This window comes from Cupriavidus sp. WS (assembly GCF_000395345.1).
Lineage (GTDB): Bacteria > Pseudomonadota > Gammaproteobacteria > Burkholderiales > Burkholderiaceae > Cupriavidus > Cupriavidus basilensis_B.
Genome location: NZ_AQPL01000329.1, coordinates 1 through 21,092 on the forward strand (window position 1 = coordinate 1; position 21,092 = coordinate 21,092).

Consider the following 21,092-nt stretch of genomic DNA (forward strand, 5'->3'; position numbering starts at 1 on the left):
GGATGACGGTTTCGGTCATGGCCTGGGGTGGGGGCGAAGGCGGACAGGCGGGGCTGGTTGCGGGTGCTGTCCTCGGGCGCCGTATTGGGGCGCTATATCGTGGGGCGCCATCGGGGGCGCCATCATGCTGTCATTCTAGCCGAGCCTGCGCCCGCGCCGTTGCCGCCGGGCCGGACGGGCGCCAACGCGGCGTGCGGATATGAAAAAAGGGACGGCATCGCCGTCCCTTTCCTTGCTGCCTGGCGAAGCCGCTTATTCCTGCGGCGTCGTTTCCTTGGCGGCGGGCGCCGTCTCGACCAGCACCATCGGGCCTTCCGGCAGCGGCGGCAGCGGCTTGCGCTCGCGTACCACGCGCGGTGCCGGCGGGAGGCTGGCGGCGGCTTCCTGCGCCGCGCGCAGCTTGCTGCTGTCGGTGTTCACCCACTCCAGGCCGGCGGAGGCGAGCATCGGCTGCAGGTTTTCCAGGCTTGCCGGGGCCGCTGCCGGAGCAACGGCGGCGGCCACCGGGGCAGGCGCTGCCACGGGTGCTGCTACCGGCACTTCCGCAGGCGCTTCCACCGGAGCGGGCGCCTGGACAACGGCTTGCGCCACGGGAGCCGGTGCGGCCGGCTGCGGCGCGTAGGCGGCCGGGCTGGCGGCCACGGTTTCCTCCGCGGCGGTTTCAGCCACCGGCGCGGGCGCCGCGGCTTCGACGGGCTCGGCCACCGGGGTGGCCAGCACTTCGGCCGGCAGCACCGTCGGCGCCGCCGCAACTTCGGCGACCTCGGCGGGCTGATAGGCCGGGGCGCTCGGCACCGGCTCGGCGGCCACGGCGGCCACGGATTCGGCCACCACCGCTTCGATGGTCTCGACGACCTCGACGGTCTGGACTGCGGCGGCCGGGGCTACGGCTGCCACGGCTACCGCTTCGCGCGGCTCGGCTGCTTCCTCGCCCTCGGCACCTTCGGCACCTTCGGCGCCCTCGGCGCCCTCGGCGCCCTCGGCGTTTTCCCCGGCCTGCACGCTGTCGTCGCGTTCGCGGCGATAGCGGTTGCGACCACGGCGGTTGCGGCGGCGGCGTTCCTCGCCTTCGCTGCCTTCGCCGTTGGCGGCGCCTTCCGGCGCTTCCTGCAGGTCGGCGCGTGCGTTGTCGGCCTCGTCGCGCTGGATCGCCGGCGCGGTCACGGTAGCCACGGCGGCGCTGGCGGCTTCGGCTGCCAGGCCTTCGCCGTTTTCGTCCTCACGCGGTGCCTCGCCGCGCTCGCGCTGGCGTTCGCGCTGGCGCTCGCGGCGCTCCTGGTTGCGGTCGCGGCGGCCTTCGCCACGGCCTTCGGTGCGCTCGGCTGCGGCGCCTTCGGGCTGCGGGCGTGCCGGCTGGGCTTCCAGCGCGGCCTGGCGCGGGGCGCGGCCGTTGCGTTCGCCGCGTTCCGTGCGTTCGCCACGTTCGACGCGCTCACCGCGCTCGCCACGTTCCTGCGGCGCGCGCTCGCCGCGCTGGCCGCGGCCCTGGCGGTCGCCACGCTCGCCGCCGCGTTCACCGCGTTCACCGCGTTCACCGCGTTCGGCACGCTGGCCGCGCTCGCCGCGGCTTTCACCGCGTTCGCCACGCTGGCCGCGTTCGCGGCGGCTGTCGCCGCTGCGCTGTTCCGACTCGGCCGGCTTGGCGGGTTCCGCCGCGGGAGCCACCGGCTTGGCGCCGAACAGGCCCTTGAGCCAGCCCATGAAGCCGCCGCTGGCCACCGGCTGGGTGGCCGGCACCACCGGGCGGGCCACCGGCGGCTCGACGCGCGCGGGACGCTCGGGGCGCGGCACCGACACCGGCGCCGGCTGCTCGGGCGTGATGCCCTTGACGGCGGCTTCCTGGCGCGGCTTGGCGTCTTCCTTCTTGCGGCTGCTGTAGCTGGTGTCGGCTTCCAGTTCCTTGGCGGCGGCCTCGGCCATCTTGTAGCTGGCGGTGCTGTCTTCCAGGCGCGGGTCGTCGTGGCGCAGGCGCTCGAGCTTGTAGTGCGGGGTCTCGAGGTGCTTGTTCGGGATCAGCAGCACGTTGACCTTGAAGCGCATCTCGATCAGGTTGATGTCCTGGCGCTTCTCGTTGAGCAGGAACGCGGCCACTTCCACCGGCACCTGGCAGTGGATGGCGGCCGTGTTCTCCTTCATCCCTTCTTCCTGGATGATGCGCAGCACCTGCAGCGCGGAGGATTCGGTGTCGCGGATGTGGCCGGTGCCGTTGCAGCGCGGGCAGGTGATGTGCGAGCCTTCCGACAGCGACGGGCGCAGGCGCTGGCGCGACAGCTCCATCAGGCCGAAGCGGCTGATCTTGCCCATCTGCACGCGGGCGCGGTCATGGCGCAGGGCGTCCTTGAGGCGCGTTTCCACGTCCTTCTGGGCCTTGCTGGCTTCCATGTCGATGAAGTCGATCACGATCAGGCCGCCCAGGTCGCGCAGGCGCAGCTGGCGGGCGATCTCGTCGGCGGCTTCGAGGTTGGTGCGCAGCGCCGTTTCCTCGATGTCGGCGCCCTTGGTGGCGCGCGCCGAGTTGACGTCCACCGAGACCAGCGCCTCGGTGTGGTCGATCACGATGGCGCCGCCCGAGGGCAGCATGACCATGCGCGAGTAGGCCGATTCGATCTGGTGCTCGATCTGGAAGCGCGAGAAGAGGGGCACGTCGTCCCGGTACTTCTTCACGCGGTTCATGTTGTCGGGCATGACCACGCTCATGAAGGCGCGGGCCTGCTCGTAGATTTCGTCGGTGTCGATCAGGATCTCGCCGATGTCCGGCTGGAAATAATCGCGGATGGCGCGGATCACCAGGCTGGATTCGAGATAGATCAGCAGCGGGGCCTTGTTGTCGCCGGCGGCGCCGTCGATGGCCTTCCACAGCTGCAGCAGGTAGTTCAGGTCCCACTGCAGTTCCTCGGCCGAGCGGCCGATGCCGGCGGTGCGGGCGATGATGCTCATGCCGTCGGGGACGGTCAGCTGGCCCATCGTCTCGCGCAGTTCCTGGCGGTCCTCGCCCTCGATGCGGCGCGACACGCCGCCGCCGCGCGGGTTGTTGGGCATCAGCACCAGGTAGCGGCCGGCCAGCGAGATGAACGTGGTCAGGGCCGCGCCCTTGTTGCCGCGCTCTTCCTTCTCGACCTGGACGATCAGTTCCTGGCCTTCGTGCAGCGCGTCCTGGATGCGCGCGTTGCGCACGTCCACGCCTTCCTTGAAGAAGGCGCGCGCGACTTCCTTGAACGGCAGGAAGCCGTGGCGCTCTTCGCCGTAGTTGACGAAGCAGGCCTCCAGCGACGGCTCGATGCGGGTGATGACGCCCTTGTAGATATTGCCCTTGCGCTGTTCGCGCCCGGCAGCCTCGATGTCGATGTCGATCAGTTTCTGACCATCGACGATGGCGACGCGCAATTCTTCCTGCTGCGTCGCGTTGAACAACATGCGTTTCATCGCATTACCTCACTCCAATGCCGCGGATTGCACCGGCATGCGGTGCCCGCAGCGTTCCGTGGAGCACGCGAGGGAGCGAGCGAGGGCGCGAGAATTGCCAAAAGCGCCGGCGCGCCGACAGGCGCGGCCCGGCTGGGCGCGGGTGAAAGAGAGGTAACGACGTCGAAGCGCCGTCCGCATGGTCGGAGAGAACGCCGGCGTGCTGCTCTGCGCAGCGTTTCCGGCGGGTTTCCGGCTGGCATGGGCGGCGGCGCGGGCGCAAAGGGCGCCGGTCGCACCGCGGCCGGCCGCGGAAGGCCTAGGACGCGTCAAAGAGCAAGTTTGTCGACACGGCAATGCTGCTTCGCTACCTGACATCTCCTGGCGGGCGCACCTACTACTTCTTGGAGTTCTGCGACCGGGCGCCGGTAATAAACCAGTCAGGCGGCGTCTGAAGCATGCCGGCGGCACCGTTTCCCGGTGCGGGCGGGACTTCTCTCACCAGAGCGGATGCCAACAGGGCATCCGCGATCAAATTCTGTTCTACCTGAACACTCTTCCCACGTGACCGCCGTCAGCGCCGAAGTCGCCTTCGGGCAACTTCCTGCGCGGGCGATACCGTGCGTGCTGCGTTTTTGCCGCCATTCACCAGCCGCGGGCTCGCGGGGTACGCAAAGAAGCGGGAGGCTGGCAGGGCTGGCGGCAACCCAAAGTGTAAAATACGACGAATCGCCTACACCTGACTTGCGCTGCCGGTCTTTGGCCGGGACAGCGAGGAAATTATATTGAAAATGAATGAGTTACGCCATCAAATTGAAAAAGAGGTGCGGGCCGCCGCGGCCGCACCCCAGGTGGCGTATATAACAATTGGCGAAGAGGCCGAGGGCCAGCGCATCGACAACTTCCTGCTGAAGCTGTCCAAGGGCGTGCCCAAGAGCCATGTCTACCGCATCCTGCGGTCCGGGGAAGTGCGCGTCAACAAGGGCCGGGTGGATGCCACCTATCGCCTCTGCATGGGCGACATCGTGCGCATTCCTCCGATGCGCGTGGCGGAAAAGGCATCCGATCATGCCCGTTTCGTGCCCGCGGCCAGCTTTCCGGTGGTATTCGAGGACGAGCACCTGCTGGTGATCGACAAGCCGGCCGGCGTGGCCGTGCATGGCGGCTCGGGGGTGGCGTTCGGGGTCATCGAGCAACTGCGCCGCGCGCGCCCGCAGGCGCGCTTTCTCGAACTGGTGCACCGGCTCGACCGCGAAACCTCCGGCCTGCTGATGCTGGCCAAGAAGCGCAGCGCGCTGGTCGGCCTGCACGAGCAGATCCGCGGCAACGCGCTCGACAAGCGCTATTTCGCCTGCGTGGCCGGCCATTTCGACAACGCCCGGCAGCACGTGAAGCTGCCGCTATATAAATACACCACGGCCGACGGCGAGCGCCGCGTGCGCGTCCAGGACGACGGCCTGCCGTCGCACACCATCTTCAACCGCCTGGAAGTGCTGCCGGGCTTCACGCTGCTGGAGGCGGAGCTGAAGACCGGCCGCACCCACCAGATCCGGGTCCACCTGGCGCATTCGGGCTTTCCCATCCTCGGCGACGAGAAGTACGGCGACTACGGCCTGAACAAGGCGCTGGCCCGCAGCGGCGCCAATCCGGGCCTCAAGCGCATGTTCCTGCACGCGCACAGCCTGACCTTCACGCACCCGGCAAGTGGCGAGAGCGTCACCGTCACCGCCCCCATGCCGCCGGAATGCGAAGCCTTCCTGCAGCAAGCCCGCAACCAGCGCGCCCACGACTGAGGCGCCGACAAGGAAATCAATGGCCAGGCAACGTTTCGACCTGATCGTGTTCGACTGGGATGGCACCCTGATGGATTCCACCCCGACCATCGCCAAATGCATACAACTGGCCAGCCGCGACCTTGGCCTGCCGGTGCCCGACGACAGCGCCGCCAGCCACGTGATCGGACTGGGGCTCAAGGATGCGCTGTCCTACGCCGTGCCGACGCTGGACCCGGCCGACTATCCCAAGCTGGCCGAGCGCTACCGCTTCCACTTCCTGACCCGCGACGCGGAGCTGGTGCTGTTCGACGGCGTGCGCGAGATGCTCGAGGCATTGCATGCGCAGCACTACTTCCTCGGCGTGGCCACTGGCAAGACGCGGGTAGGCCTGCAGCGCGCGCTGCAGGCCACCGGCCTCGGGCCGCTGTTCGACGGCACCCGCTGCGCCGACGAAACCTTCTCCAAGCCGCATCCGGCCATGCTGCAGGAACTCACGCGCGAGCTCGGGCAGGAGATGGAGCGCACCGTGATGATCGGCGACACCACGCACGATCTGCAGATGGCGGCCAATGCCGGGGCCGCCGGCATCGGCGTGGGCTACGGCGCGCATCCGGCGGATGCGCTGCGCGCGATGGCGCCGGTGCACTGCGCGGCCTCGATCGCTGACCTCAAGGACTGGTTGCTGACGCATGCCTGAAACACCATTGGCGATAGCGGCGGGCGCGCGCCGGCTGTGCGCGGCGCAGGACCTGGCCGACGGCGGCGCCGGCGTGCGCTTCGTGGTCGGGATCGGCGGGCGCCAGGTGGGCGCCTTTGCGGTGCGCTTCGACGGCGCCGTGCACGGCTACCTGAACCAGTGCGCGCACGTGCCGATGGAGCTCGACTGGCAGGAAGGCCAGTTTTTCGAGTCCTCGGGCCTATACTTGATGTGCGCCACACATGGCGCGATTTATGCACCGGACAGCGGGCTGTGCGTGGGCGGTCCTTGCCGCGGCGCGTCGCTGTCCCGGCTGCGCGTGGAAGAGCATGACGGCAGCGTCTACTGGGTGCCGGAAAGCCCCTACGAGGCACCCGCCGAGGCACCTGCCACGCCGTCTGCCTAGCCCGACCCTCACCGACAACCAAGAGCGAACCAAGAGCCAACTGCATGACTGAACAGCAAAAACCGCCGCAGGACGAAACCGGCAAGCCGCAGGAGCCGGCCGGGTCCGCCGACGAACGGCTGGAAACCGCCGCGCACGCCGATTTCCCGCTGGAGCAGGACCTGCGCGCCGGCGACGACGCGGCCCGGCGCGAAGCCGGCGAGCGCCGCGCGCGCCTGGCGGGCGGTGGCAGCGGCCCGGTGCCGACCGGCGCCGGCTGGGAGCGCGACGTGCTGGAGAAGGTGCTGATGGCCACCCTGCGCGAGCAGCGCGCCGCGCGCCGCTGGCGCATCTTCTTCCGCTTCGTGGGCGTGGCGCTGTTCGCGCTGGTCTTCTTCGCGATCTTCGACTTCAAGGGCGACGGCAGCATCACCGCCACGTCCGGCCGCCACACGGCGATGGTGTCGCTGGACGGCGAGATCGCCGCCGGCACGCCGGCCAGCGCCGAATCGATCAACGCCGCGCTGCAGGCGGCGTTCGCCGACACCAATGCCGCCGGCATCATCCTCAAGATCAACTCGCCGGGCGGCTCGCCGGTGCAGGCCGGCATGATCAACGACGAGATCCACCGCCTGCGCACGCTCTACCCGAACAAGCCGTTCTACGTGGTGGTGGAGGAGATCTGCGCCTCGGGCGGCTATTACGTGGCCGCGGCGGCGGACAAGATCTACGTGGACAAGGCGAGCATCGTCGGCTCCATCGGCGTGCTGATGGACGGCTTCGGCTTCACCGGTCTGATGGACAAGCTCGGCGTGGAGCGCCGGCTCTACACCTCCGGCGCCAACAAGGGCATGCTCGACCCGTTCTCGCCGCAGGTGCCGCGGCAGAAGCAGTACGCCGAGACCATGCTCAAGCAGATCCACCAGCAGTTCATCGACGTGGTCAAGGAAGGCCGCGGCGACCGCCTCAAGGACGACCCGGACCTGTTCTCCGGCCTGTTCTGGTCCGGCGAGCGCAGCATCGAGCTGGGCCTGGCCGACGGCCTGGGCAACGCGGACTACGTGGCGCGCGACCTGTTCAAGGCCGAGGACATCGTCGACTACACGGTCAAGGAAAACATCGCCGAGCGCGTGGCCAAGCGCTTCGGCGCGGCGATGGGCACCGCGGCGATGAAGACCATGCTGTTCGGCACGCGCCTGCAGGCGATTCACTGAGCGGGCGAGGGCGCAAGGAACGGAAACGGGGCGGCGACGCCCCGTTTTTTCGTTTGCGGGCTGCCCGGATGCCGGTCAGCCCGCCAGCAGCGAGAAGATGGCCGGGCGCTTGTGCAGCGCCAGCCGTTCGGGGCGCCACTCGGCGATCGGCAGCGTGACGATGGTCTCGCCCGGCAGCGTCAGGTCCACCGCGATCGACAGCATGGTGGTGCCCGCGCAGTGCTGGCGCAGCGCTTCGAGCAACTGGCCGTTGCGGTAGGGCGTCTCGATCCAGACCTGGGTCTGGTGCGCCTTGCGCGAGAGCTGTTCCAGCTCGCGCAGGCGCTGGGCGCGCTCGCCCGCGTCGACCGGCAGGTAGCCGTTGAAGGCAAAGCTCTGGCCGTTCAGGCCGGAGCCCATCACCGCCAGCAGGATCGAGCTGGGCCCCACCAGCGGGCGCACGCGCACGCCCCTGGCATGCGCCAGGCGCACCAGGTTGGCGCCGGGGTCGGCCACCGCCGGCACGCCGGCCTCGGACAGCAGGCCGCCGTCGCGGCCCGCGCGGATCGGGGCGAGCAGGGCGGCGAGCGCGTCGTCGCGCGTGTTGACGTTGAGCTCGCGGATCTCGATCTGCTGGACCGGCCTGGCCAGCGGGCAGGTCTCGCCGAGCTTTTTCAGGAAGGCCCGCGCGGTCTTGGCGTTTTCCGCCACGAGGTAGTCGAGCCGGGCCGCGATCTGCTGCACGCCGGCCGGGATCACGTCCGGCAGCGGGTCGCTCTCGTCGCGCTTGCCCAGCGTGTTGGGGATCAGGTAGAGGATGCCGCTCATGCTTGGTTTCCGTCGTTGTCTTGGTTGGCGCGCTCAGTGCTGGAAGAGCGGGTAGCCGGCGTGGCGCAGCATGGTGGTCAGTGCGATCAGCGGCAGGCCCACCAGCGCGGTGGGGTCGTCGGATTCCATGTGCGACAGCAGCGCGATGCCGAGCCCCTCCGACTTGGCGCTGCCGGCCACGTCATACGGGCGCTCGAGGCGCAGGTAGGCTTCCAGTTCGTCGTCGGGCAGCTCGCGGAAGGTGGCGCGCGTCTGCACGTCGGCCAGCTGCGCTTCGCCGGTGCGGCCGTCGAGCAGGCACAGCGCGGAATGGAAAGTGACGGTGCGCCCGCGCATCAGCCGCAGTTGCGCCAGCGCCTTCTCGTGCGAGCCGGGCTTGCCGATCTGCGCGCCGTCGAGCGTGGCGACCTGATCGGAGCCGATCACCAGCGCGCCCGGATGGCGCCCGGCGATCTCCTGCGCCTTGGCGCGCGACAGCCGCAGCGCGGTGGCCTCGGGGCTTTCGCCGGCGAGCGGGGTCTCGTCGATGTCCGGCACCGCCACCGCGAAGGGAATGCGCAGGCGCTCCAGCAGCGCGCGGCGGTAGGGCGAGCTGGAGCCGAGGATCAGGGCGGGGCGGGAAGGTTGCGACATAAGTAATTGAGTGGAAAGGGAAAGCGGCGTATTGCCGTCTTCCAAATTTTTGACCGCGGACGAAAAATCGACGTATAATCGTGTGTTTAGCCGAGCAAGTCCGGCGCATCGCTGTGCGTATCCGTGTATACCGCCTGCGGTTTGCGGCTCCGGGGCCATGTTCCGCGCCGCCAATGCGCCTGCGCCCCAGTGCGCCGGAAGCGGCCGGCGGCGCCGGCGAGGCACGACGAACGGCACGACAAGACATGACCCAGCCGACCCAGCCGATTGACCCGCGTGCGCTCGATCTCTTCGCGTTCTGCCGCGCTGGCGGCGAGGCCGCCGGCGAAGTCGCGGCACGCGATTTGCCGCGCATCATAGCCGAGACCGCGGCGCAAGCGCCAGCATCGGCGGCGGATGAAGTGTTCGCCTATGCGCTTTCCGGCTTTGTCGAGGAAGAAGAGGGCGAACCCGGCGCGCCGGCCACGCAGCGCCTGTTCGTCGACCTGACCGTGGACGGCCGCGTGTGGCTCGATTGCCAGCGCTGCCTGCGGGTGTTTGCGCAGGACATCGCCACCGACATGTGTTTCGAAGTGGTGGCCAGCGAGGAAGAGGCTGATGCGGCATCGATGGACGACGACGAAGTCGACGTGATCGTCGGCGCCCGGCGCTTCGACCTGCTGACGCTGATTGAAGATGAAGTGCTGCTGGCCCTGCCGGTGGCACCCAAGCACGACGTCTGCCCCGAGGTGCACGAAAGCCTCGTCACCGGGGCGGACGGTCTGGCGGAACCCGAACCCGAGGAACCGCCGGAAGAAGAAAAACGGCCTTCGCCCTTTGCGGCGCTGGCCGGCCTGAAGACGAAGCACTGACGCCGGTCCGCCGGTATTCAGGCAGCGTCCGCAAGGCACCAGGATCAGCATCCGGCCGGGCCCGGCTACGCCTCGTGCGGGATGCGTGTGTTACCATTGAAAAATTCTCGAAGGAGTCATCATGGCAGTTCAACAGAACAAGAAGTCGCCGTCCAAGCGCGGCATGCACCGTTCGCACGATCATCTGTCGGCCGCGCCGCTGGCGGTGGAACCGACCACGGGCGAAACCCACCTGCGTCACCACGTGAGCCCGAACGGCTACTATCGTGGCCGCAAGGTCATCAAGACCAAGAACGACTGACAGATCGTTCGGCGTGACTTTGCGTCTCGTACGCGCACGTTGGTAGGTCGAAAACAAAAAAGCGGCAAAATCGTTGCCGCTTTTTTGTTGCGCGCTCGCAGCGCACCGCAGTGCAGGCTTCCGGCCTTCAAGTCATGCCGATAGGCGCTTGTGCACCAGGAAACAATGACGATCAAACTAGCTATCGACTGCATGGGTGGCGATCACGGCGTTGACGTGACGATCCCGGCAGCGATCAGTTTTCTCTCCAGCCACAGCGACGCCGAGGTGGTGCTGGTGGGCCTGCGCGACAGCATCGAGGCGCAGCTCGCCAAGCTGCAAGCGCTCGATCATCCGCGCGTGCGCGTCGTGGCCGCGACCGAAGTCATTACGATGGACGACCCGGTCGAGGTGGCGCTGCGCAGGAAGAAGGATTCCTCGATGCGCGTGGCCGTGACCCAGGTCAAGGAGGGTCTGGCCGACGCCTGCATCTCGGCGGGCAACACCGGCGCGCTGATGGCGGTGTCGCGCTACGTGCTCAAGACGCTCGAAGGCATCGAGCGCCCGGCGATCGCCACTTCCATTCCCAACGAGCAGGGCTGGGGCACCACGGTGCTCGACCTCGGCGCCAACGCCGACTGCGGGCCCGAGCACCTGCTGCAGTTCGCGCGCATGGCCGAGGCGATGGTCGCGGTGGTGGACCACAAGGAACGCCCCAGCGTCGGCCTGCTCAACATCGGCGAGGAAGTGATCAAGGGCAACGACGTGGTCAAGCGCGCCGGCGAGCTGCTGCGCGCTTCCGAGCTCAATTTCTACGGCAACGTGGAAGGCAACGACATCTTCAAGGGCACCACCGACATCGTGGTGTGCGACGGTTTCGTCGGCAACGTCGCGCTCAAGAGCAGCGAAGGCCTGGCCAAGATGATCGGCAACATGATCAAGGAAGAATTCACGCGCTCGTGGTTCACCCGGCTGCTGGCGGGCCTGGCCATGCCGGTGCTCAAGCGCCTGTCCCGGCGGCTCGACCCCGCGCGCTACAACGGCGCATCGCTGCTGGGCCTGCGCGGGCTGGTGATCAAGAGCCACGGCTCGGCCGACGCGCACGCTTTTGAGTGGGCCATCAAACGCGGGTATGATGCGGCCAGTAATGGTGTGATCGCTCGCACCATTCAGGCTTTCGCCAACAAGTCAGGTAACAGCACTCCGGCTTCCGGCCCGCAGTCAGGTGCCCAGGATCCTAGTCCAAGCCCGTACGCCGCCTGAGGTTCTGATGCAGATGCCGCGGGCGACGACCCGTGGCCACACGATCGATCCGACACTACATGACAAGCTACGCAAAAATCATCGGGACCGGGAGCTATCTGCCTCCGCGGCGTGTCACCAATCAAGAACTCGCGGCGCAACTGGCTGAGAAGGGCATCGAGACCAGCGACGAATGGATCTTCTCGCGCAGCGGCATCTCGGCGCGCCACTGGGCCGAGCCGGACGTCACCAGCAGCGACCTGGCCGTCAAGGCCGCCGAGCGCGCGCTGGAAGCCGCCGGCATCGACCGCCAGAGCATCGACCTGATCATCGTGGCGACGTCCACGCCGGATTTCGTGTTCCCGAGCGCCGCCTGCCTGGTGCAGCAGAAGCTCGGCATCACCAACGGCTGCGCCGCGTTCGACATGCAGGCCGTGTGCTCGGGGTTCGTCTACGCGCTGTCCACGGCCGAGAAATTCATCCGCAGCGGCTCGCACCGCAACGCGCTGGTGATCGGCGCGGAAGTGTTCTCGCGCATTCTCGACTTCAATGACCGCACCACCTGCGTGCTGTTCGGCGACGGCGCCGGCGCGGTGGTCCTGTCGGCGTCCGAGGAACCCGGCATCCTGTCCGCGGCGATGCATGCCGACGGCAGCCACGTCGACATCCTGTGCGTGCCGGGCAACGTGTCGGGCGGCAGCATCACCGGCAATGCGTTCCTGCACATGGACGGCCAGGCGGTGTTCAAGCTCGCGGTCACGGTGCTCGACAAGGTTGCCCGCGAGGCGCTCGCCGGCGCGCAGTTCCCGGCCGAGAAGATCGACTGGCTGGTGCCGCACCAGGCCAACATCCGCATCATGCAGAGCACCGGCAGGAAGCTCGGCCTGCCGCCCGAGCGCATGGTGGCGACCGTGCACGAGCACGGCAACACCTCGGCCGCCTCGATCCCGCTGGCGCTGGACGTGGCGGTGCGCGACGGCCGCATCCGCCCGGGCCATCACGTGCTGATGGAAGGCGTGGGCGGCGGCTTCACCTGGGGCGCGGTGCTGGCGCGCATGTGACATCCGGCGGCGCCGCGGCGCCGCCACGCCGCTGCGTTTTTCGCGGTGTTCCTCTTTAAGATTCGATTGCGATGAAATTTTCCTTTGTATTCCCCGGCCAGGGCTCGCAGGCGGTCGGCATGCTCAATGCGTTCGCCGACAACGCCGTCGTGCGCGCCACGCTGGAAGAAGCCTCGGCCGCGCTCGGGCAGGACCTGGGCCGCCTGATCGCCGAAGGCCCGGCCGAGGAACTGAACCTCACCACCAATACCCAGCCGGTCATGCTGACCGCGGCCGTGGCGATCTACCGCGCGTGGATCGACGCGGGCGGCGCGGCGCCGGCGCTGGTGGCCGGCCACAGCCTCGGCGAGTATTCCGCGCTGGTGGCCGCCGGCGTGATCCCGTTCGCCGAGGCGGTGCCGCTGGTGCGCTTCCGCGCGCAGGCGATGCAGGAAGCCGTGCCGGTGGGCGAGGGCGGCATGGCCGCCATCCTCGGCCTGTCCGACGACGACGTGCGCGCCGCCTGCGCCGAGGCTTCGGCCGCGGGCGTCGGCGTGGTGGAAGCGGTGAATTTCAACGCGCCGTCGCAGGTGGTGATCGCCGGCAACAAGGCGGCCGTGGAGAAGGCCTGCGAACTGGCCAAGGCGCGCGGCGCCAAGCGCGCGCTGCCGCTGCCGGTGTCGGCGCCGTTCCACTCGTCGCTGCTCAAGCCGGCGTCGGACCGCCTGCGCGAGCGCATGGCCGGCATGGCCTTCGGCGCGCCCGCCATTCCCCTGGTCAACAACGTGGACGTGGCCATCGTCAGCGACCCGCAGGCGATCAAGGACGCGCTGGTGCGCCAGGCCGCGGCGCCGGTGCGCTGGGTCGAGTGCGTGCAGAAGATGGCCGCCGAGGGCGTCACCCACGTGATCGAGTGCGGCCCCGGCAAGGTGCTGGCGGGCATGACCAAGCGCATCGACGGCAACCTGACCGGCGGCGCGATCTTCGATCCGGCCTCGCTGCAGGACACGCTGGCGCTGCTCAAGTAAGGCAAGAAAGGACCAACGCTATGACGAAAACTCTGGAAAACCAGGTCGCGCTGGTAACGGGCGCCTCGCGCGGCATCGGCCGCGCCATCGCGCTCGAGCTGGCTGCCCAGGGCGCCACCGTGATCGGCACCGCCACCAGCGAGGCGGGTGCGGCCGCCATCGGCGAATACCTGGCCGCGGCCGGCGGCACGGGCCGCGGCGCGGTGCTCAACGTCAACGACGCCGCGGCATCCGAGGCGCTGATCGACGGACTGGTCAAGGCGCACGGCGGCCTCGGCATCCTCGTCAACAACGCGGGCATCACGCAGGACCAGCTCGCCATGCGCATGAAGGACGAGGACTGGAGCGCGGTGATCGAGACCAACCTGACCGCGGTGTTCCGCCTGTCGCGCGCGGTGCTGCGCCCGATGATGAAGGCGCGCGGCGGCCGTATCATCAATATCACCTCGGTGGTCGGCTCGACCGGCAACCCGGGCCAGATGAACTACGCCGCCGCCAAGGCCGGCGTGGAAGGCATGAGCCGCGCGCTGGCGCGCGAGATCGGCAGCCGCAACGTGACCGTGAACTGCGTGGCGCCGGGCTTCATCGACACCGACATGACCAAGGTCCTGTCGGATGAGCAGCACGCGGCACTGAAGACCCAGATCCCGCTGGGCCGCCTCGGCCAGCCGGAAGACATCGCGCATGCGGTGGCTTTCCTGGCCGGCCCCCAGGCAGCCTACATTACCGGTACGACGCTCCATGTGAATGGTGGCATGTACATGAATTGATCACGTTTCACGGCGGACGGTTTCGAGGGAGAAGCCGGTAGATGCCGTGTGAAGTGGTTGTTTTTTGAACTGAACGGGCGCGGTTCTTGCAATGGAAGGCGGGTGGGATTTTTATGGTCCAAACCTGCTAAAATGCGCCCACTTTTTGTCGAACTTCCCTGGAGGGTTACATGGACAATATCGAACAACGCGTCAAGAAAATCGTGGCAGAGCAACTCGGCGTGGCCGAGGCTGACATCAAGAACGAATCCTCGTTCGTGAACGATCTCGGTGCGGATTCGCTGGACACGGTTGAGCTCGTGATGGCGTTGGAAGATGAATTCGGCATGGAAATTCCCGATGAGGAAGCCGAAAAGATCACGACCGTGCAACAGGCCATCGATTACGCCACCGCACACGTCAAGGCCTGAGCCTGTCGTATCTGGATTCCGAGCCACAGAAAACAGGCGGACCGGCCGCAGGGTCGTCCGCGCTGTTTTCTGTGGCTTTCGTCTGTTCGAAGAAGCACAATCGGATATGCCGCGCCGTGACCGGCGTGGCCTGGCGCAAGGCTGTCATGGCCGGCGCCGGTCGTCGTTCCGGTTCTGCTTCACGTACCCGTAGGAAATCATAGTGAGCCGTCGTCGCGTCGTCGTCACTGGGCTTGGCCTTGTGTCTCCGGTCGGAAACACGGTTGCCGAGGGCTGGGCCAATCTGGTTGCTGGTCAGTCTGGCATCGCCACCATCACCAAATTCGATCATTCCGCGCTAGCCGTGCACTTCGCCGGCGAAGTGAAGGGTTTCAAGGCCGAGGACTACATCCCCGCCAAGGAAGCCCGCCATATGGATACGTTCATCCACTATGGCATCGCAGCGGGGACGCAGGCGCTGAAGGACAGCGGCTACGTGGTGTCCGAAGCCAATGCCGACCGCGTCGGCGTGCTGGTCGGCTCGGGCATCGGCGGCCTGCCGATGATCGAGGATACCCACGCCGAGCTGACCAACCGCGGTCCGCGCCGGATCTCGCCGTTCTTCGTGCCGGGTTCGATCATCAACATGATCTCGGGCCACCTGTCCATCTATCACGGACTCAAGGGCCCGAACCTGGCCGTGGTGACGGCCTGCACCACCGGCCTGCACAGCATCGGCCTGGCGGCCCGCCTGATCCAGGCCGGCGATGCCGATGCCATGCTCGCGGGCGGCGCCGAATCGACCGTGTCGCCGCTGGGCATCGGCGGTTTCGCCGCCGCGCGCGCGCTGTCGACCCGCAACGACGATCCCGCCGCCGCCTCCCGTCCGTGGGACAAGGACCGCGACGGTTTCGTGCTGGGCGAAGGCGCCGGCGTGATGATGATCGAGGAGTACGAGTCGGCCAAGGCGCGCGGCGCCAGGATCTACGCGGAACTGATCGGCTTCGGCATGAGCGGGGACGCCTACCACATGACCGCGCCCAACATGGACGGCCCGCGCCGCTGCATGGTCAACGCGCTCAAGGACGCCCGCATCAACGCGGACGAGGTGGGCTACCTGAACGCGCACGGCACGTCGACCCCGCTGGGCGACAAGAACGAAAGCGAAGCCATCAAGCTGGCTTTCGGCGACCACGCCTACAAGATGGCCGTGAATTCGACCAAGTCGATGACCGGCCACCTGCTGGGCGGCGCCGGCGGCCTCGAATCCGTCTTCACCGTGCTGGCGCTGCACCACCAGGTCTCGCCGCCGACCATCAACATCTTCAGCCAGGATCCCGAATGCGACCTGGACTACGTGGCCAACACGGCACGCGACCTGAAGATCGACGTCGCGGTGAAGAACAACTTCGGTTTCGGCGGCACCAACGGCACGCTTGTCTTCCGCCGCGTCTGAACCCGGCAGCCGCCGGGTGACGCTCCTCCGGACTTCGCTCGGGACCCATCGCCTGCGGTGGGTCTTGGTGCTGTTCCTGGCCGGCGAACTGGCGGCGCTTGCGCTGCTCGCGCGCGAGGCCGCGTGGAGCCTGGCGCGTTCTCCCGAAGGCTGGGGCCTGGCGCAGTGGCTGCCGGCGCTGGCCGCGGCGGCAGCCGGCGGCTGGCTCCTGAGCCACTGGCCCGCGCTCTGGCGGGCCGCCGGCTGCACCTATGCCGGACTGGCGCCGGGGCACGGCGGTGCTGCGGGACGGCCCGCCATCCTGGTCCGCCTGCATACCGGCGCCGATGCGGTGGCGCGGGTCGCCGGCAGCTGGGACCTGGGCGGCCTAGCGCTCGTGCTGGCGCTGGAGCCGGCCAGCGGCACGCCGCCGCGGACATTGATCATCGGCCCGGGAGCCGCGGCTTCCGATTCCCTGCGGGCACTGAGGCGCGCACTCGGCGCGGCGCGGCGCGAACAGGCGCCGGCGCGCGAGGCAGCATGAGCGGCGCCGCGCTGCAACCATTCGTCACAAAATGCGTTGCAACGCACTGACCGTGCGCCGGCTACGTAGGTAAAATACAACGTTTGTCGTGAAGACGATACCAAGAGATACACTGCAGGTGAACCATTCGTGAGCGAACGCGAAGCCGATCAGCTCCTCGTTGAACGCGTCCAGAAGGGCGATAAGCGGGCCTTTGAACTGCTGGTGGCCAAATACCACCGCAAGATCATCAGGCTCATTTCGCGCTTGGTGCGGGATTCGGCGGAAGTGGAGGATGTGGCACAGGACGCCTTCATCAAGGCGTATCGTGCCTTGCCGCAATTCCGCGGTGAGTCGGCGTTCTACACCTGGTTGTACCGGATTGCGGTGAACACGGCAAAGAACTACCTGGCAACCCAGGGGCGCAGGCCGGAAGCCACCAGCGACATCGATGCCGAAGAGGCTGAAACTTTTGCGGATGGCGAGCAACTAAGAGATATCAATACGCCGGAGTCGATGCTCCATACCCGACAGGTGGCCGAAACGGTCAACCGGGCGATGGAAGCCCTGCCGGAAGAACTGCGCACGGCAATCACGCTTCGCGAAATCGAGGGCCTCAGCTATGAGGAGATTTCCGAGGCGATGGGGTGTCCGATCGGAACGGTCCGATCACGCATCTTCCGGGCGCGCGAGGCGATCGCCGAGAAATTGCGTCCGCTGCTGGGAACGGCAGAGGGCAAGCGATGGTAAGCGGTAAATCGGCGGCAAGTCAGTGGTAAACGGTAAGTAGCAAGACGGCGGTAAGTGGTAAGAAAATGTCGTGCGGCCAGCGTTGCAGCCTATTCCTGCATCGATAAACGACAAAAGCAGTCAGACGGGATTGTCGGTGTTCAATGGTTTTTCTAGGGGTGGGAAATGGGTCAGGCTCATAAGCAGTCGGTTCATGTAGTGGAAGCAGCGGAGCAGATCTCCGCGCTGATGGATGGCGAGCTGGCGCCGCACGAAGTCAACGCCGTACTGGATCTCGCCAAGGGCGAGGACGGCATGGCAAGCTGGACCACGTTCCAGCTGATCGGCGATGCCCTGCGTTCGGAAGAACTGACGCATGCCGGCTCGACCGACGATTTCCTCTCCCGCTTTTCCGCGCGTCTCGACAGCGAACCGCACGTGCTGGTGCCCGCCGTGGCCCAGCAGGCGGCGGCGCATCGCATGCTGTTCAAGCCTTCGTGGGTGCGCCGGGTGATGCCGGGCACGGCCATCGCCGCCGCCGTGGCGGCCGTGAGCTGGGTCGTGGTGCCGCAGATGCGCGGCACCGGCGACGTGGGCGCGCCCGATGCCGTGGTGGCGCGTGCCGAGCAGCCCGCCGTGCCCAAGGCCGGTGGCATCGTGACCGTTTCCGCCGACAGCGCGCAGATGATCCGCGATCCGCGCCTTGACGAATACCTGCGTGCCCACCGGGTGTCGGTGGCCACCGACGCGGTCGTCCCGACCATGCGCACCGTTGTCAACAGTGCAAACTTTTCTCAGGACAATTCGCAGGAATAATGCCGGACATGCATAAAGGATGGTCGCCCGCCAACGTAGCGGGCGCACGCAGAATAAGGGCCCTTCGCAGGTCCTTTTTTCTGGCCTTGTGTCTGACTGCGGCTGCGGCAGGCGCGCAGCCGGCGGACAATACCCTGGCCCGGCGGGATGCGACGGCCTGGCTCAACAAGATCCACCGCGCGGCCCAGCGCGAGAATTATGTCGGCACGCTGATCTATCAGCGTGGCAGCGTGATGCATGCCTCGCGCATCCAGCACTACAGCGACCTGGTCAACAACGAATACGAACGGCTGGAAACGCTGGACGGCAAGCCGCGCGAAGTGCTGCGCCAGAACGACGTCGTGCACAGCCTGATCCCCGAGGCCAAGCTGGTGGTGGTGGAAAAGCAGGAAGCGAAGGACCGCTTCCCGGCCCTGCTGGCGACCAACAAAAGCGATGTCCTCGACATCTACGAGATGCGCAAGCTGCCCGGCGAGCGCGTCGCCGGGGTCGAATGCGAAGTGTTCTCGCTCGATCCGCACGATGCCGCGCGTTATGCCGTGCGGCTGTGGGCCGAGAAGAACTCCGGGCTGCTGATGCGCGCCCAGACCGTGGGCGAGGGCGGCAAGGTGCTCGAGCAGGTCGCGTTCTCGCAGGTCGAGATCGGCGTGCCCTCGGAAAAGCAGCGCATTCTCACCGCCATCAAGAACGCCAGTTCCTGGAATCACTACGAAGTCACCAACCAGCCGGCCAACATCGCCGACGAGGGCTGGAGCATCGGGATTCCGGTCAAGGGCTTCATGAAGATCCGCGAGGTCCGCCGCCCGCTCGGCGAACTGCGCTCGCCGCAGGCCAACCCGCGCGGGCAGGTCTTCGAGGTGCTCCAGATCGTCTACAGCGACGGGCTGACCGGGCTGTCGGTGTTCATCGAGCCGGTTTCCGAGCAGCGCGTGCGCCGCGAAGGCGTCGCCTCGCTGGGCGCCACCCAGGTGGTGGTGCGGCGCGTCGCCGATTTCTGGATCACCGTGGTGGGCGAAGTGCCGCCCGCCACCGTCCGCCAGTTCGCCTCGGCGGTAGAATACAAGCCACCGCCGAAGGCGCACTGAGCTGGCCCGCGCTCCGGGCCGCCGGTGGCGCCGCGGCTCCCCGCCGCGGGCGCGCCGCGCTACGGCCCCTCCGAAGCCCCGTTTCCTTCCTTTTTGCCGATTTCCGGGAGTCGATGATGTCACCAAGATCTCCAGCCTTGGCTCGGACCGTGCTCATGGCTGCCATTCTCGCGTTTGCGCCGCTGGTCGCAGAAGTGAGCCATGCGCAGGCCGCCGCGCAGTCCTACGGGCTGCCCGATTTCACCGATCTGGTCGACAAGACCGGGCCGGCCGTCGTCAATATCCGCACCACCGAGCGGGTGCGCGCGCGCGGCAACGGCAGCCCCGACGACGATGAAATGGCCGAGTTCTTCCGCCGCTTCTTCGGCGTGCCGATGCCCGGCGCGCCGGGCACGCCCATGCCGCCGGGCGCGCCGCGCCGCGGCCAGCCGCCGCAGGGCGAGGAGCAGAGCCGCGGGGTCGGGTCCGGTTTCGTCATCAGCCAGGACGGCTATGTGATGACCAACGCGCATGTGGTGGCCGACGCGGATACCATCTACGTCACGCTGCCCGACAAGCGCGAATTCAAGGCCAGGCTGATCGGCTCGGACAAGCGCACCGACGTGGCGCTGCTCAAGGTCGACGCCACCGGCCTGCCCAAGCTCACGCTCGGCGACTCCGACAAGGTGCGCGCGGGCGAATGGGTGCTGGCGATCGGCTCGCCGTTCGGCCTCGACAACAGCGTGACCGCCGGCATCGTCTCCGCCAAGGGACGCGACACCGGCGACTACCTGCCGTTCATCCAGACCGACGTGGCCGTCAACCCCGGCAACTCGGGCGGCCCGCTGATCAACCTGCGCGGCGAAGTGATCGGCATCAATTCGCAGATCTACAGCCGCAGCGGCGGCTACATGGGCATTTCCTTCGCGATTCCCATCGACGAGGCGATGCGCGTGACCGAGCAGCTCAAGGCGAACGGCAAGGTCACGCGCGGACGCATCGCCGTGGCCATCGGCGACGTGACCAAGGAAGTCGCCGACTCGCTCGGCCTGGGCCGCGCGCGCGGCGCGCTGGTGGGCAGCGTGGAGCCGGGCGGGCCCGCCGAGAAGGCCGGCATCGAGGCCGGCGACATCATCCTGAAGTTCAACGGCCGCGACATCGAGAAGGCTTCGGACCTGCCGCGCATGGTCGGCGACATCAAGCCGGGCACGCGCGTGCCGCTGCAGTTGTGGCGCAAGGGCGCGACGCGCGACGTCAACATCACCGTGGCCGAGCTGGATGCCGACACCAAGGTCAAGGCGCGCAACGGCAATGCGCCGCGCGACGACGGCGCCGCGCAGGCGGCCAAGCCCAACGCGCTGGGGCTGATCGTCAACGAGATCCCGGACGCCAAGCTCAAGGAGCTGAAGATCAAGTCCGGGGTGGAAGTCGAGCAGGCCGACGGCCCGGCCCAGCGCGCCGGCATCCGCCCGGGCGACATCATCCTGCGCCTGGGCGACAGCGACGTGACCAGCCCGCGCCAGTTCAACGAACTGGTCAAGGGCCTGGACAAGGGCAAGATCGCCGCGGTGTTCGTCAGGCGCGGCGACGCCACCCAGGTGCTGACGCTGCGGCCGGGCACGGTTTCCTCGCGCTAGCCCGTTCCCATGACCGCGCTCACGCTGTATGGCAGGACCTACTGCCATCTGTGCGAGGACATGAAGATCGCGCTGGAGCCGCTCCGGCGCGATTTTTCCTTTGTCCTGCACGAGGTGGACGTCGATGCCGACGCCGCCACCGAGGCCCGCTTCGGCGAGCTGGTGCCGGTGCTGATGACCGGCACGCCCGCGGGTGCCGGCGACGAGCTGTGCCACTATTTCCTCGACGTCCCGCGGGTGCGGGCGTGGCTGGCGGCGCAAGCCATCTCGCCATACGGAAGTCCTTGAAAGTACGGTAAAATCGCGCTTTGGCGCAAAATCCGCGCCACCAACCTTGCGGCCCGGAACGGCGCGTGCCCGGCAGGGTGCCGGTTC

The 21,092-nt window shown here is 67.8% G+C and carries 22 protein-coding genes; 18 read left to right on the forward strand and 4 right to left on the reverse strand.

Annotation, left to right across the window (positions count from 1 at the left end; translation table 11 throughout):
• Positions 1 to 252 precede the first annotated feature (252 nt).
• Complete coding sequence (locus K206_RS0124860) at positions 253 to 3,423, reverse strand: Rne/Rng family ribonuclease (RefSeq protein ID WP_029044047.1); 3,171 nt, start codon at positions 3,421 to 3,423, stop codon at positions 253 to 255.
• 770 nt (positions 3,424 to 4,193) lie between these two features.
• On the opposite strand from K206_RS0124860, the gene K206_RS0124865 reads away from it, so the two are divergent.
• From K206_RS0124865 to K206_RS0124880, 4 genes are read left to right on the forward strand one after another with little or no spacing between them, the layout of a single operon-like run.
• Positions 4,194 to 5,195, forward strand: a complete 1,002-nt coding sequence (locus K206_RS0124865) for an RluA family pseudouridine synthase (protein WP_029044048.1) — start codon at positions 4,194 to 4,196, stop codon at positions 5,193 to 5,195.
• Between the two features lie 19 nt (positions 5,196 to 5,214).
• The gene (locus K206_RS0124870; protein WP_020205097.1) at positions 5,215 to 5,874 is read left to right on the forward strand and encodes an HAD-IA family hydrolase; all 660 of its coding nucleotides are present in this window, start codon (positions 5,215 to 5,217) and stop codon (positions 5,872 to 5,874) included.
• Positions 5,867 to 6,280, forward strand: a complete 414-nt coding sequence (locus K206_RS0124875) for a Rieske 2Fe-2S domain-containing protein (protein WP_029044049.1) — start codon at positions 5,867 to 5,869, stop codon at positions 6,278 to 6,280. The genes K206_RS0124870 and K206_RS0124875 overlap by 8 nt, the downstream gene beginning before the upstream one ends.
• A 44-nt stretch (positions 6,281 to 6,324) precedes the next feature.
• A complete protein-coding gene (locus tag K206_RS0124880) occupies positions 6,325 to 7,473 on the forward strand; it encodes a S49 family peptidase (protein WP_020205099.1) in 1,149 nt (382 codons plus the stop codon).
• A gap of 75 nt (positions 7,474 to 7,548) precedes the next feature.
• On the opposite strand, the gene K206_RS0124885 is transcribed toward K206_RS0124880, so the two are convergent.
• A complete protein-coding gene (locus K206_RS0124885; protein ID WP_020205100.1) occupies positions 7,549 to 8,280 on the reverse strand; it encodes an SAM-dependent methyltransferase in 732 nt (243 codons plus the stop codon).
• A 33-nt stretch (positions 8,281 to 8,313) separates the two neighbouring features.
• On the reverse strand, positions 8,314 to 8,913 hold the full coding sequence (locus tag K206_RS0124890; RefSeq protein ID WP_020205101.1) for a Maf-like protein: 600 nt from the start codon (positions 8,911 to 8,913) through the stop codon (positions 8,314 to 8,316).
• A gap of 245 nt (positions 8,914 to 9,158) precedes the next feature.
• Here K206_RS0124890 and K206_RS0124895 point away from each other — a divergent pair, with 245 nt between their 5' ends.
• The 7 genes from K206_RS0124895 to acpP all read left to right on the forward strand — a co-directional run bounded on the left by K206_RS0124895 (position 9,159) and on the right by acpP (position 14,534).
• The gene (locus K206_RS0124895; RefSeq protein WP_020205102.1) at positions 9,159 to 9,764 is read left to right on the forward strand and encodes a DUF177 domain-containing protein; all 606 of its coding nucleotides are present in this window, start codon (positions 9,159 to 9,161) and stop codon (positions 9,762 to 9,764) included.
• A gap of 121 nt (positions 9,765 to 9,885) precedes the next feature.
• Positions 9,886 to 10,065 carry a 50S ribosomal protein L32 gene (gene rpmF, locus K206_RS0124900; RefSeq protein ID WP_010814675.1) on the forward strand — a complete coding sequence of 60 codons (180 nt, stop codon included), beginning with the start codon at positions 9,886 to 9,888 and terminating at the stop codon, positions 10,063 to 10,065.
• Positions 10,066 to 10,230: 165 nt separating this feature from the next.
• Positions 10,231 to 11,307, forward strand: coding sequence for a phosphate acyltransferase PlsX (plsX, locus tag K206_RS0124905; RefSeq protein WP_029044050.1), 1,077 nt, complete (start codon positions 10,231 to 10,233; stop codon positions 11,305 to 11,307).
• Between the two features lie 59 nt (positions 11,308 to 11,366).
• The gene (locus K206_RS0124910; RefSeq protein ID WP_020205104.1) at positions 11,367 to 12,347 is read left to right on the forward strand and encodes a beta-ketoacyl-ACP synthase III; all 981 of its coding nucleotides are present in this window, start codon (positions 11,367 to 11,369) and stop codon (positions 12,345 to 12,347) included.
• Positions 12,348 to 12,418: 71 nt separating this feature from the next.
• Positions 12,419 to 13,354: an ACP S-malonyltransferase gene (gene fabD / locus K206_RS0124915; RefSeq protein ID WP_020423891.1), complete on the forward strand. Its 936-nt coding sequence runs from the start codon at positions 12,419 to 12,421 to the stop codon at positions 13,352 to 13,354.
• 20 nt (positions 13,355 to 13,374) lie between these two features.
• Entirely contained in the window at positions 13,375 to 14,124 is a 750-nt protein-coding gene (gene fabG, locus K206_RS0124920) for a 3-oxoacyl-ACP reductase FabG (RefSeq protein ID WP_020205106.1), read from the forward strand.
• Positions 14,125 to 14,294: 170 nt separating this feature from the next.
• The gene (acpP, locus tag K206_RS0124925; RefSeq protein ID WP_008644813.1) at positions 14,295 to 14,534 is read left to right on the forward strand and encodes an acyl carrier protein; all 240 of its coding nucleotides are present in this window, start codon (positions 14,295 to 14,297) and stop codon (positions 14,532 to 14,534) included.
• On the opposite strand, the gene K206_RS44380 is transcribed toward acpP, so the two are convergent.
• Positions 14,524 to 14,865 (reverse strand): hypothetical protein, encoded by a 342-nt coding sequence (locus K206_RS44380; RefSeq protein ID WP_231401675.1) that lies wholly within the window; start codon positions 14,863 to 14,865, stop codon positions 14,524 to 14,526. The genes acpP and K206_RS44380 overlap by 11 nt on opposite strands.
• Here K206_RS44380 and fabF point away from each other — a divergent pair.
• From fabF to K206_RS0124960, 7 genes are all read left to right on the forward strand, one after another.
• Positions 14,776 to 15,969: a beta-ketoacyl-ACP synthase II gene (gene fabF / locus K206_RS0124930; RefSeq protein ID WP_231401673.1), complete on the forward strand. Its 1,194-nt coding sequence runs from the start codon at positions 14,776 to 14,778 to the stop codon at positions 15,967 to 15,969. The two genes, K206_RS44380 and fabF, sit on opposite strands and share 90 nt — an antisense overlap.
• A gap of 67 nt (positions 15,970 to 16,036) precedes the next feature.
• Entirely contained in the window at positions 16,037 to 16,492 is a 456-nt protein-coding gene (locus K206_RS0124935) for a hypothetical protein (RefSeq protein WP_231401674.1), read from the forward strand.
• A gap of 129 nt (positions 16,493 to 16,621) precedes the next feature.
• Complete coding sequence (gene rpoE / locus K206_RS0124940) at positions 16,622 to 17,221, forward strand: RNA polymerase sigma factor RpoE (RefSeq protein ID WP_020205109.1); 600 nt, start codon at positions 16,622 to 16,624, stop codon at positions 17,219 to 17,221.
• Positions 17,222 to 17,386: 165 nt separating this feature from the next.
• The gene (locus tag K206_RS0124945) at positions 17,387 to 18,016 is read left to right on the forward strand and encodes a sigma-E factor negative regulatory protein (RefSeq protein WP_043367076.1); all 630 of its coding nucleotides are present in this window, start codon (positions 17,387 to 17,389) and stop codon (positions 18,014 to 18,016) included.
• Positions 18,017 to 18,024: 8 nt separating this feature from the next.
• Positions 18,025 to 19,101, forward strand: coding sequence for a MucB/RseB C-terminal domain-containing protein (locus tag K206_RS0124950; protein ID WP_029044052.1), 1,077 nt, complete (start codon positions 18,025 to 18,027; stop codon positions 19,099 to 19,101).
• 155 nt (positions 19,102 to 19,256) lie between these two features.
• Positions 19,257 to 20,717 carry a Do family serine endopeptidase gene (locus tag K206_RS0124955; RefSeq protein WP_020205112.1) on the forward strand — a complete coding sequence of 487 codons (1,461 nt, stop codon included), beginning with the start codon at positions 19,257 to 19,259 and terminating at the stop codon, positions 20,715 to 20,717.
• A 9-nt stretch (positions 20,718 to 20,726) separates the two neighbouring features.
• Complete coding sequence (locus K206_RS0124960) at positions 20,727 to 21,005, forward strand: glutaredoxin family protein (RefSeq protein ID WP_020205113.1); 279 nt, start codon at positions 20,727 to 20,729, stop codon at positions 21,003 to 21,005.
• Positions 21,006 to 21,092: the final 87 nt, after the last annotated feature.